Origin of the sequence: Morganella sp. BCCO 40_0007 (genome assembly GCF_032989665.1) — a bacterium.
Lineage (GTDB): Bacteria > Pseudomonadota > Gammaproteobacteria > Enterobacterales > Enterobacteriaceae > Morganella > Morganella sibonii.
Genome location: NZ_JAVBIN010000014.1, coordinates 82,735 through 95,227, shown reverse-complemented (window position 1 = coordinate 95,227; position 12,493 = coordinate 82,735). Strand labels below are relative to the sequence as shown.

The 12,493-nt window shown below is 55.4% G+C and carries 13 protein-coding genes; all 13 read right to left on the bottom strand.

Features of this window, described 5'->3' with window-relative positions:
• Window positions 1-3 precede the first annotated feature (3 nt).
• On the bottom strand, window positions 4-897 hold the full coding sequence (gene eutC, locus R5268_RS17005) for an ethanolamine ammonia-lyase subunit EutC (protein WP_046892030.1): 894 nt from the start codon (window positions 895-897) through the stop codon (window positions 4-6).
• Between the two features lie 18 nt (window positions 898-915).
• Entirely contained in the window at window positions 916-2,277 is a 1,362-nt protein-coding gene (locus R5268_RS17000) for an ethanolamine ammonia-lyase subunit EutB (protein ID WP_107679472.1), read from the bottom strand.
• An 11-nt stretch (window positions 2,278-2,288) separates the two neighbouring features.
• A complete protein-coding gene (gene eutA / locus R5268_RS16995; protein ID WP_107679473.1) occupies window positions 2,289-3,707 on the bottom strand; it encodes an ethanolamine ammonia-lyase reactivating factor EutA in 1,419 nt (472 codons plus the stop codon).
• A 2-nt stretch (window positions 3,708-3,709) separates the two neighbouring features.
• Window positions 3,710-4,975 (bottom strand): ethanolamine utilization protein EutH, encoded by a 1,266-nt coding sequence (gene eutH, locus R5268_RS16990; protein WP_107679474.1) that lies wholly within the window; start codon window positions 4,973-4,975, stop codon window positions 3,710-3,712.
• Between the two features lie 48 nt (window positions 4,976-5,023).
• A complete protein-coding gene (locus R5268_RS16985) occupies window positions 5,024-6,226 on the bottom strand; it encodes an iron-containing alcohol dehydrogenase (RefSeq protein WP_046892026.1) in 1,203 nt (400 codons plus the stop codon).
• Window positions 6,216-7,061, bottom strand: coding sequence for an ethanolamine utilization protein EutJ (gene eutJ / locus R5268_RS16980; RefSeq protein WP_046892025.1), 846 nt, complete (start codon window positions 7,059-7,061; stop codon window positions 6,216-6,218). The genes R5268_RS16985 and eutJ overlap by 11 nt, the downstream gene beginning before the upstream one ends.
• Window positions 7,062-7,158: 97 nt before the next feature.
• On the bottom strand, window positions 7,159-8,595 hold the full coding sequence (locus R5268_RS16975; protein WP_025154312.1) for an aldehyde dehydrogenase family protein: 1,437 nt from the start codon (window positions 8,593-8,595) through the stop codon (window positions 7,159-7,161).
• A gap of 38 nt (window positions 8,596-8,633) precedes the next feature.
• Entirely contained in the window at window positions 8,634-8,921 is a 288-nt protein-coding gene (gene eutN / locus R5268_RS16970) for an ethanolamine utilization microcompartment protein EutN (protein ID WP_004236102.1), read from the bottom strand.
• A 144-nt stretch (window positions 8,922-9,065) separates the two neighbouring features.
• Entirely contained in the window at window positions 9,066-9,359 is a 294-nt protein-coding gene (eutM, locus tag R5268_RS16965) for an ethanolamine utilization microcompartment protein EutM (RefSeq protein WP_004236103.1), read from the bottom strand.
• Between the two features lie 38 nt (window positions 9,360-9,397).
• Window positions 9,398-10,420, bottom strand: coding sequence for a phosphate acetyltransferase (gene pta / locus R5268_RS16960; RefSeq protein WP_046892024.1), 1,023 nt, complete (start codon window positions 10,418-10,420; stop codon window positions 9,398-9,400).
• Window positions 10,410-11,255, bottom strand: a complete 846-nt coding sequence (eutT, locus tag R5268_RS16955) for an ethanolamine utilization cob(I)yrinic acid a,c-diamide adenosyltransferase EutT (protein ID WP_046892023.1) — start codon at window positions 11,253-11,255, stop codon at window positions 10,410-10,412. The genes pta and eutT overlap by 11 nt, the downstream gene beginning before the upstream one ends.
• 11 nt (window positions 11,256-11,266) lie before the next feature.
• Window positions 11,267-12,031, bottom strand: a complete 765-nt coding sequence (gene eutQ, locus R5268_RS16950; RefSeq protein WP_046892022.1) for an ethanolamine utilization acetate kinase EutQ — start codon at window positions 12,029-12,031, stop codon at window positions 11,267-11,269.
• A gap of 12 nt (window positions 12,032-12,043) precedes the next feature.
• The gene (eutP, locus tag R5268_RS16945) at window positions 12,044-12,490 is read right to left on the bottom strand and encodes a EutP/PduV family microcompartment system protein (protein WP_046892021.1); all 447 of its coding nucleotides are present in this window, start codon (window positions 12,488-12,490) and stop codon (window positions 12,044-12,046) included.
• Window positions 12,491-12,493: the final 3 nt, after the last annotated feature.

The following is a 12,493-nucleotide window of genomic DNA, read 5'->3' as shown; positions in this document are numbered from 1 at the left end:
CCGTTAACGGTTCATGTTGATACCGGATGCTTTCTGCTCCAGCATGCGTTTGGCTAAATCGACGATAACTGCGGCAGCTTCCACCGGTGGTGTACCCGCGCGGTGAATGTTCGAGATACAGGTACGGTCTGCTTCCACCGTGCCCGCCACTGTCGGTGAGTACACCGCGTAGCAGGAGAGGCTTTCAGACTGACCCAGCCCCGGACGTTCGCCCACCAGCAGGATAACCACTTTCGCGCCGAGCACTTCACCGGCCTGATCTTCAATTTTCACGCGGCCGTAACGGACAAAGAACGGCGTGCCCACTTTCAGACCGGACTGCTCCAGACCTTTCATCAGCGGCGGCAGAATTTCGTCGTAGTTGGCAGTAATCGCATCGGTGGACAGACCATCAGAGATAATGACCTGCACATCCGGTGCCTGCACACACTTGGTTTTCAGCAGTTCGATGGATTCTTTGTTCAGAATACGGCCCATATCCGGACGGGTCAGATACTGGTTTTTGTCTGTGATTTCAGACTGTAATTCCAGCAGATTCTGTTTTTTCACCCATTCCGCCGGGACTTCTTTCAGAACGGTATCTTTGGAGCGCGAGTGGTCAGCCAGGAAGCGCAGCAGGCTCTGGGTGCGCGGACGCACACCGGCACGGCCGGAGCAGACACGGGAACCGGTGCTGTTACGCAGTTCCTGTAACACTTCCGCACGGTGCGGATTCTGCACGCCGATCCACTGTTTTGCTTCCGGTGAGCCGAGATCCCACTCAACGGATTCAGCAGACGTACTACCCTGATTCAGTACAGCCTGCGTTGCCGCGGCAACCGCCTGTACGTTTTCGCCCGTGTGTCCCATCTGAGCCATCACGCTGCGTACGATGTCATTAATTTGTTTTTGATCCATGGTGATTTACCCCGAAAATCAGAAGAACAGTGACGGATCGCCGGCACGATTGGTAAGACGCCCGTTTTCCATCAGACCCATTTTTTCCAGCCAGGCTTCGAATTCCGGCGCAGGGCGCAGGCCGAGTAACTGACGGACAGTTGCGATGTCATGGAATGCAGTGGTCTGGTAGTTGAGCATGATGTCATCACCCAGCGGCATACCGATGATGAAGTTACAGCCCGCAGAGGCCAGCAGGATCATCAGGTTTTCGTTGAGGTTCTGATCCGCATCCGCATGGTTGGTGTAACAGCAGTCACAACCCATGGAGATTCCGCTCAGTTTGCCCATAAAGTGATCTTCAAGACCGGCGCGGATGATCTGGCGGTCGTTGTAGAGATATTCCGGTCCGATAAAGCCGACAACGGTGTTTACCATGAACGGATCATAGTGACGTGCCAGGCCGTAGTTACGGGCTTCCATGGTCACCTGGTCAGCGCCGTAGTGAGCGCCCGCTGACAGTGCGGAACCTTGTCCTGTTTCAAAGTAGAGACAGTTAGGACCGGCAATACGGTTATACTGCGCACCGACGTGACGGGCTTCATCCAGCATTTCCAGCTCAACACCGAACTCGCGCAGACCTTTTTCACTGCCGCAGATGCTCTGGAAAATCAGGCCGCCCGGCGCACCGCGTTTGATCGCTTCCATCTGTGTGGTGACGTGTGCCAGCACACAGCCCTGAGTCGGGATATCGTATTTATCAATGATGCCGTAGATAGCATCCAGCACGCGGCTGAGGTTATCCACATCGTCTGTTACCGGGTTCACACCGATAACCGCATCACCGCAGCCGTATGAGAGGCCTTCATAAATCTGTGCCACGATACTCTGCACTTCGTCACGGGTATCGTTCGGCTGTAAGCGGCCGCTGAAGTGGCCCGGCAGACCCATGGTGTTATTCGCACGTTTTACGACAGGAATTTTCTTCGCGCCGTAAATCAGGTCTGCGTTGGAACAGATTTTTGCCACACCGGCGATGACTTCTGAGGTCAGGCCTTTGCGCAGCAGATTGATGTTATCAAGAGAGGTGGTGTCGCTCAGGACATGCTCACGCAGCTCACCGATAGTCCAGTTTTTGACCCGGTTGTATTCGGTTTCGTTGATATCATCCTGGATCAGACGGGTTACGCAGTCTTCTTCATACGGAACGACAGGGTTGTTGCGGACATCCGCAATTGTCAGTTCGGACAGCACTTGTTTTGCTGCCACACGTTCCTGGGCGTTACTTGCCGCGACACCCGCCAGGATGTCCCCGGAACGGAGTTCGTTAGCTTTCGCGAGAACGTCTTTTACGTCCCGGAACTGGTAGGTCTGACCAAACAGCGTGGTTTTTAATTTCATATTACGTTCCCTCAGGAAGGAAATGCGAGTGATTTAACAGTAACAGGGACGACAGAGCCGCTGAATAACGGCGAGCCGATGTCGATATAATCGCCTGTGTGCGTGATAACTTCGTCGATAACAGCCAGTTCGCGGCCGTTCATCAGCGGACGCAGCAGCATGCCCAGTGCCTTACCGAAATCCTGTCCCGCAATCACCAGCAGCGGCATGGTATTCGGGTATGTTTTGGTAAAGCGTTCCAGGGCGCCGATACAATACTGTACCGAGGCATAATTGGTCGGCAGTGATTCCGGCAAGGCCAGCGCGTACAGATCCTGCTGCGGATTAAGATCCATCTGCGTCAGGGCGCGGCTCCAGGTATTCACCAGATCTTCATCATCCGCGCGGCCCAGTGCCGGATGTACCACCGGAATATTGCGGACAGGCAGTGTGATGCTGTCCAGCCAGATGGTGCTGCCGGACAGGGATAACGTATGCGCACCGGCGCCGATCACCGTGGCACGGACAGTCTGTGCCGGGGTCTGCATCGGTAACGCACTGAAATCCGCATTACGGTGAATCGCCTGTGCCAGCAGCGGTCCGATATCGCCGAAACGGAAATCGTTGCCGCTTTCCGGATTGCTGTAACACTCACCGACACCGCCGGAGAGTGTGACCGCGTAATAACTGCTTTCCGCAGGCAGGCCATCCGTCATCAGCAGCTCACGTCCCAGCGGGGAGAGATTGCCGCTGATCACTTCATACAGCAGCTCACTCATGCGATCGGCAATGGTATTCAGCTGTACCGGCGTCAGGGACATCGGGTCGGTCTGCTCACCAAAGCAGTCACGGGCGATCAGGCGGCCCGGCGCGTGCACATAAGTGACGCGTCCGCTGCTGTCCGTTTCAAACAGACGGCCGCCGACGTTCAGACAGGCGGAACTGACCACATGACCGGCTTCGAACAGCACGTAGTTTGCTGTGCCGCCGCCGATATCAATGTTCAGTACCCGCGCCATCTTCTGCTCAGAGAGTGTCTGGGCTCCGGAACCGAAACCGGCAATCACCGATTCCAGATGCGGCCCGGCGGTGGCGACCACGAAATCCCCGAGTTTCTGGGATAACGCGACCACTGCCGGACGTGCATTGCGGGTTTTGGCGGTTTCACCGGTAATGATGATGGCACCGGAGTCAATCGCCGCCGGGTCCATCCCGGCGGCAGCGTACTGATCCAGCACCAGCGCCAGCAGTTCTTCCTCACGCAGGTGGCCGTCTTTATCCACCGGCGTGAACAGAACCGGGCTCTGCCAGATAATGTTGCGATCCACAAACTCATAACGCGGCACCTGTGACACCGCCGCGCGGTTTACCAGAACGAGACGGGAGAAAATCACCTGTGTGGTGGTGGTGCCCACGTCAATACCGACACTTAAGAGTTCGAGGGTTTTCATGCTTATTTCTCCTCCGCGACACTTTCAGCCGCTTCTTCAGCCGCTGCAGCCGCATCTTCCTGCTCAATATTTTTCGGCATCATCATGATGGCAACGAAAATCGCAGTGATACCACCGATAATTTTCCCTGCAATCATCGGGAAGATCATCGGAGCCATGTTGGCGGCCACGAAGCCCAGGTGGTCACCCAGCGCAAAGGCTGCGGATACGGAGAATGCACAGTTGATGATTTTGCCGCGGGTATCCATTTTCTTCATCATGCCGAACATCGGGATGTTGTTCGCGAGAGTCGCAATCATACCGCCCGCCGCCATGTTGTTGATTTTCAGCAGGCTGCCGATCTTCATAAAGGATTTTTCAAACCAGCGGGTCAGCAGCAGCACCATCGGGTAAGCCCCTAACAGCACCGCAGAAATAGAACCGATAACTTCGATGGCACGCATCACCTGGCCCGGCACATCACCTTCTGTCATAAAAATCGGATCAAGGCCCGGGATCAGGTTCCAGCCCACAGTGAACTTCGCCACTGCTGCCGCCAGACCGATAGTGATGATACCAACGAGGATTTTTGCGAAGATCTGGAAACCGTTGATCATTTTCTCAGGAATAAATTTCAGGCCGAGGCACACCAGCGCCGCCACGATGATCACCGGGATCATATTGACCAGCAGCATGGTCATACTGAAGTCCACCACCTGACCGTCAATTTCCACACCGGAGAATTTCGCCACCAGACCACCGGCGATACAGCCGACCGGAATGGTTACGATACCCGCCAGCACACCGAGTGCCAGGAAGCGGCGATCTTTCTTCTCGATAATGCCCAGCGCAACAGGGATGGAGAACACCATGGTTGCACCCATCATGGACGCCAGCAGCACACCGGAATATAACCATGCTGCCACATCACCGCCTGCCAGCTCTTTCGCGAGGAAGAAGCCGCCCATATCGATAGCCAGAATACTGCCCGCAAACACAGACGGGTTCGCACCCAGCATTTCATAGACAGGAATAATCACCGGCCCGAGCAGCATCGCGATAACCGGTGCCAGCGCAGTCATACCGACCATTGCCAGACCCAGCGCACCCATTGCCATAAAGCCTTCTTCGAACTGTTCACCGGAACCGGCAATGCCTTTCCCGACTTTACCCAGGCCGATTTTACCGAGAATTGTCTCTGAGCCACCGAACTGGCTGAAGATACGATCCACGGCTGCTATCAGCATAAAACTCATCATGATGTACATGATGATTTCATTAATGCCCATACCCTTCTCCTTCCGTGCCTGTCGCGCAGGCTGTTCTTATTGATTGACTCAGGCTGACTCGTAAATCGCCGTTATCTGAGCCGCTGTGACCGCGCGCGGATTGGTTTTGATGCAGATATCCTGCAATGCCGCTTTGGCAAAACCATCGAAATCCTCACGCTTTCCGCCCAGGGATGGCAGCGTCTGCGCAAGTTCCACGTCACTGATCAGTTGTTCCACGGCTCCGATGGCCTCCGTGTCGGTCATCGGACGCTGAGTCAGCGCATGACCAATTTCGCTGTACGCCTGTTTACAGACCAGGCGGTTAAAACGCATTACCTGCGGCAGCATGACGGCATTCGCCTTGCCGTGCGGAATGTTGTATGCCGCACCAATCTGATGCGCCATGGCATGGCACAGCCCCAGACCGGCATTGGAGAACGCCATCCCGGCCATATAGGAAGCCAGCATCATGTCCTCACGGGCTTTGATGTCATGCCCCTGACCGACAGCGATCGGCAGTGCGTGGCTGATCATGGTGATCGCCCGCAGTGCCAGCGCCTGTGTCAGCGGCGTGACGTTGCTCGCCACATACGCTTCGATAGCATGTGTTAAGGCATCGATACCGGTCATTGCAGTCACATGCGGCGGCACGCCGAGTGTCAGACAGGCATCAATAATGGCGAGATCAGGCAGTAACTGGCTGTGTGCCAGTACCAGTTTGATATGGTTTTCCGCCGTGATAATCACGGAAACGTTGGTTGCTTCCGAGCCGGTACCGGCGGTGGTCGGGATCGCGATAAACGGCAGACGCGGATTCAGCGCCGCACCCGGCATCATATCTGCCAGCGGCAGATCCGGATTGGCTGCCAGCACCGCCACGGCTTTCGCCGCATCCAGTACAGAACCGCCGCCGAGAGCGATAATACCGTCACACTGCACACTCAGCAGATGCTCAACAGTACGGAACACATCTTTATCCATCGGCTCGCCCGGCGGGCACGGCCAGATTTCATAAGCAATGCCGCTGCGGCTCAGATTGCGCTCCAGCACATCGGTCAGACCGGCCTGTAACAACATGCCGTCCACCATAATAAAAACGTGCTTAATTCCGCGCTCTGCGAGAACATCCCCGCTGCGGCCGACGGCACCCGGACCGATAAGTGTGGACGGCGGGACAGAAAATTCACGCACCTGACGGGCATTCACCAAATCAAGCGCCTGATAGATAGCGGACTGAACCTCAGCCGCGGGTAAACGATTATCCGGCATGACGGTTTTCTCCCTGAGATACACCACAGACGGCAATCGCCAGCGGTGTCATAAAAATAGAATGCTGTGGCAGTACCACGGTAAGATGCGGGAAACGCGCCTGAAACAGAGACTGCACACCGGGCTGCATACAGGAGCCGCCCGCCAGCCACAATTCAGTCACATCCTCACCGCGGATATGATCGTCGACGATATCCGTCATTTTTTCGTAGACCGGACGAATAACCGGCCAGATGCTTTCACCGCGCTCGCGCTTCATCTGCTCGGCATCTTCCAGCTCAATGCGCTGATTGCCCGCCAGGGTCAGGGAAATATGATGACCACCGGTGGCTTCATCACCGGAACGGGTCACTTCACCTTTCTGCACAATCGCAATCCCGGTGGTACCGCCGCCGATATCCACAACGGCAGCCTTATCCAGCCCCATCATGTCAGCAACCGCAGACGGCTCATCCAGCACTTTGGCGACCACCAGACCGGCGGATTCCAGCACATTCACTGAGATACGCGGATCGGTACCCGGCGGGAACGACGTTGTCGCCACCTCAAACCGGAAGCCGAACTGTTTTTCCAGCGTATCCAGATGTTTATTCACAATTTTTACTGCACCGAAGAAATCCCAGACCACACCGTCGCGTACCACATCTGCCCAGTCCAGGCACACCGCGACCGGCTGACCATCCGCATTGACCACCATGGACACCACATCACAGGTGCCGAGATCGATACCCAGCCATAACGGCGCATCTTTGTGATCACCCGCCTGCGGCTGATTACAGATTTCCGCTGCCTGCTGTAAGCGCGATGCCAGCCATTCCTGATTGCGTTGAACCATCGGTTCCTCCGGTTTAAAACTAACGTCAGGGTTAACGTGAGCGACTCACACTAACCGGGAAAAAGGCGGTGAAGCCCGCAGGCTCCACCGCAGCGGCTTACACGATGCGGAATGAATCCACCATGGTGCAGCGGCGCAGACGGACAAAGGTCCGCGCACAGGTCACACCTTCACCGGTTGGTGTGGTGATAGTCATAGTTGTCCAGCCTTCACCGCCCAGTCCCAGACCGGCAATACACGGTCCGTTTTTCACGAAAATACTGGTGTCGATGGCATTCGCCATGCGGTTCAGGTTGCTGATGTTGTTGGAGTGCATTGCTGCGGTATGATGGCAGCCGCCCTCCAGTTTCACCGCCAGGTCAATCGCCTGATCCACATCTTTCACGCGGATGATCGGCAGAACCGGCATCATCAGCTCCGTGACAGCAAACGGATGTTTGCAGTCAGTTTCTGCGATCAGAAGACGGGTATCTGCCGGGACAGTCATACCGATAGCCGCGGCAATTTTCGCTGCGTCACGGCCGACCCAGTCGCGGCTGACAGTGCCGTGGCCGGTTTCATCGACATTCTTCAGCAGTACCGGGATCAGCTTCTCGCTCTGTTCACGGGTCAGTAATACCGCGTGATTACGCTGCATTTCGGTGATCAGTTTGTCTGCGATGCAGTCAACCGCGATCAGCACTTTTTCATCCGCACAAATAATGTTGTTATCGAATGATGCACCGTGAACAATGGCTTTCGCCGCACGTTCGATATCGGCAGTTTCATCCACCACGACCGGCGGGTTACCGGCACCGGCCGCGATCAGACGTTTGTTGGTGTGTTTGCGGGCAGATTCCACCACCGCATCCCCCCCGGTCACGACCAGCAGACCGATCCCCGGATATTTGAATAAACGCTGTGCGGTTTCGATATCCGGTTTGGCAACAGTCACCAGCAGGTTGTTCGGGCCGCCTGCGGCAACAATGGCTTCGTTCAGAACGGTGATAGTGCGCTGTGAGACTTTTTTCGCTGCCGGATGCGGCGCGAAAATCACACTGTTACCCCCTGCGATCATACTGATGGCATTGTTGATTGCCGTCGCCGCCGGGTTAGTGGATGGTGTGACAGAGGCAATAACACCCCATGCCGCATTTTCGATTAAGGTTAAACCGTGGTCGCCGGTTAACACTTCAGGACGCAGACACTCAACACCCGGGGTGCCGTTTGCCTGTGCTAAGTTCTTCGCGAGTTTATCTTCCACACGGCCCATGCCGGTTTCTTCAACAGCCAGAACCGCCAGCTCGCGGGCATGCTCGGTTGCCGCACGGCGGATTGCGCCGATGCAGAGATTACGCATTTCAACCGTTTTTAATGATTTCTGTGCTTCTTTGGCGGCAAGGACGGCATCGTCCAGGGATTCGAATACCCCGAAGCCGTTATTCTGTGAGGCTGCCGCCTGCTGTGGTGCCGCTGATGCAGCCGCCGGTTGTGTGCCTGCACTCATGCTGGCCAGAACCGCTTTTACCACATTCTCAATTTCTTTCTGATCCATATTCACCCACGCCTCTTTCTGTGACTCGTTGCGGCGATTTATTTATGAAAAATCACCTGACTTTCCATAACGGCCTCATCCACAATGCCGATGATGCTGAGATCGACCGGTGACGCTTCTTTGCTCTGAGCACGCCGCGCCGAACTTCCGCTGACGATCAGCACCCATTCACCATTACCCGCACCGATACTGTCGGTTGCGACGGCCACCTCACCGTTTGGACGCCCCTGGCGGTCAATCATTTCCACCAGCAATAACTTGTCGGATTCCAGTCCGGGATGACGCACGGTGCACACGATTTGTCCGATAACGACAGCCAGTTTCATGTTCACCTCTCTTTATATTTCAGCAGCCTGAATACAGCCGGCTACGGATTTCAGGTAAAAAAATCCCCTGCCGTCTGTGTGACAGCAAAAAAACCGGGGAGATTAAAATCGCGTGGCGTCAGAAGCACGCCACGCTAACAACGATTAATCGATTGATTTATCGCCGGACATTTTGATAGGAAACACTTCTTCCAGATCGCCATGCGGACGAGGAATAACGTGTACAGAGACCAGTTCACCGATACGCTGAGCCGCTGCCGCACCTGCGTCAGTTGCTGCTTTACATGCTGCAACATCGCCGCGCACCATGGCTGTTACCAGACCACCGCCGATTTGTTTAACACCGACTAATTTAACGCGTGCTGCTTTGACCATCGCATCGGATGCTTCGATTAATGCAACCAGACCCTTAGTTTCGATCAGTCCTAATGCTTCCATGATATTTTCCTCTCATTGAGATCCCATCAGGGACCGGTTTAAATAACGCTTTCTGCTTCAGTGCGGCGGACAGGTTGTCCGGCCTGAGCTAACTGTGTTTGTGCTACCAGCACCAGTTCAATAATGTCGCGGGCATTACAGCCACGTGACAAATCATGCACCGGTGCATTTAATCCCTGAATCAGCGGGCCGAGTGCCCGGTAACCGCCGAGACGCTGGGCAATCTTGTAACCGATATTGCCGGCTTCCAGCGACGGAAAGACCATGACATTTGCCCGCCCCTTTAACTCACTGTTGGGGGCTTTTTGCGCAGCGACGCCCGGCACAAATGCCGCGTCGAACTGCAGTTCACCATCCGCCTGTAACTGCGGGGCACGCGCATGAATGATTTCCACTGCCTGCTGCACCATCGCCACATTAGGATGTTTCGCGCTGCCTGCTGTTGAAAAAGACAACATCGCCACACGCGCGGTTTCACCGGTGATTGCCGTGAAGGTTTCCGCACTGCTCAGCGCAATATCCGCCAGCTGTGCAGAAGTGGGTTGAGGTACGACACTGCAATCAGCGAAACCCAGCACATTGCCTTCCGTTCCCGGCGGCAACATGATGAAAATTGATGATAATGTTTTCACGCCCGGCTTCAGGCCGATGACTTTCAGCCCGGCACGCAGAACAGCGGCGGTTGACGAGATATTCCCCGCCACACATAAATCCGCTTTTCCGGCGGCAACCATCGCGGCACCAAACCACAGCGGCTGACGCATCGCCTCATCCGCATCTTCCGGGGCTTTTTCGCCGAGACGTGCAGTGATGGCATCCGCAAACTCTGCCCGCCACTCATCCGCACTGTCCGGATCAATGGTGGTCAGGCCGTCCATAATGACACCGGTACGCAGCGAGAAATCACGCAGCGCAAACGGGTTCGCCAGCAGAACGGGCTCCGCCAGGCCATTTTGTTTCAGATAACGGGCGGCGTGGATCACGCGCTCATCCAGCGCATCCGGCAGAACCACCCGCGGCGGGTTAAGTTGTGCCTGCTGACGGCATCGTTCAATGAGCATGTGTTCCCCCTTTCATCAGAGCTTGTTTCAGTGCCGGTGTGGTCATCATGCCGCCTTCGCGGACTACCATCACCATCAGGACATATACCGCGCTGGAGAGGCGGTTAAGCGCCTGCATAATGTCAGGGCGGATGACCTGAAAATAACAATCGATATAAATACGCGCCGCACTGATTTCCGTTTCACGGACTTTGGTCCGCAGCAGATTCAGCGCCGCCGCATCACGGCCGTGACTCACATCCGGAACGATATGGTCATGGCCCAGGTATTTCAGCGGGTTATGAGACAGCTTGTGCAGCTCATCCGCGTTCAGGTCAGCAATACTCTGCTCGGCGAGCGGCTCATTGAGCGCATCGGCACGCATAATATTGCCGAGCACAGAGCGGATATCCGCCAGCCAGCCTTTCAGCGGCGTCTGTGCAAATTCAGTCTGTAACCAGACGGCTTCAGCGATAGTGGCATCCAGCGCGGCGCGGAACGCCAGACGCGGATCATTTTTTGCCACCATGGTGTGACCGTTAAGGTGTGTCAGCGTGTCCGGCTTTTTCGCCACCGGCTGATGGCATAATTCGCAGGCCGCGACATCCGCTTTATCCTTACTGGTTAACCCGTGTACCGCTTTCAGGTCAGGGACAGCCGTTTCGGTTTTACCGGATTCATCCGGGGTTTCCACAAACAGACGACCTTGTTTATCCTGAAATTTCACCTGTAAACGGCGGCTTTCGATCAGCTCACGGGCGGATGGTGTCATCCGGCTGTCAGCAGGCAGATGAATTTCACTGCCGTCGCTCAGCGTAAAGTTATCCCGCAGCCAGTCTTCAGTGATAAAGGTCATGGCGATACCCCTCAGCAATCCTGCCAGTTAGCCGGCCAGGCCACATACAGGAAGCGGACAGTGGATGGTGTGCCGAACTCAATCGCGGAGCCCTTCGGGATAAACATCACATCACCGGCTTTCGCGATCATGGTTTCGCCCTGATGGCGCACATGCAGCTCGCCTTCCAGAACCAGATCCACTTCGTCGTAATTCAGTGTCCACGGAAAGAATGCGTTTTCCCACTGCATAAACCCGGCAGCCATGCTGCTGTTGTCCTGCGCGGTGATCAGATCCGCAATCCCGACACGGTGCGGACCCGCACCATCGAAATTACCGAATTTAACCGAACTGCTGTCGACCACTTTAATGCCGCCTTTGCCGGTGACACTGCGGTAGCTCTGGGTATTCGGAGTATCGGTGTTCTCTTCCGCCGGTTTGAATGCTGCCACTTTCGCCTTGATCTGCGCGATACGCTCCTGCACCACTTTATCGACCAGCTGTGCTATCAGGGTTTCGGTAACATTGCCGTCAGGCAGCTGCGCGATAATGCATTCGCGGATTTTCTGACGCTCTGCGGATGAAATATTGGGTTCTGTTCCGGCGGTTGCTGCCACCGGTGCGGCAGCCGGTGCGCTGTTCTGCGCAGTATCAACCTCACCAATCACAAAGCCCAATTGTTCAGCCACAACATGGGCTTCCGGCGTGACAATGCTCTCTTTCAGCACCACATCCAGACGGGTTTTGCCCGCTGCGTGTGCTTCCCGGATGTCATTGGCCGTTATTAATTTCTTCATCGGATATTCCTCTTATTGGCTGTCGGCAGTGGCCAAAAACTGTTTCACTTTCAGGACGTCATCAGGATTAAGGCTGTTGATGGCAAGCATCGGTTCCTCAAATCCCCGGGTGGAGAGCAGCTCGCGTATTGCCGGTACATCCGCATCCGGTGCATCTGCTTTGCTGATAACCGCAAAGCGGCGCATACGGGGATAAATATCAAGTAATCCGGCAGGGATCCGGCACTCCGGGTTATTTGCCGCGTGGACATAAACCAGCACATCACAATCTGCCAGCGTATTAATCAGCGCGTGGTAGAGACGGGGATGGCTGAAATATTCACCCGGTGTATCAACACTGCCCTCATCATTGAATTCAATCGCCTGTGTTTTCCGCGCAAGGTCAAAATCCCCCTGCAACGCATTGAATAATGTCGTTTTTCCTGCACCCACATCACCCACAAACACAATTCGTTTCATTCA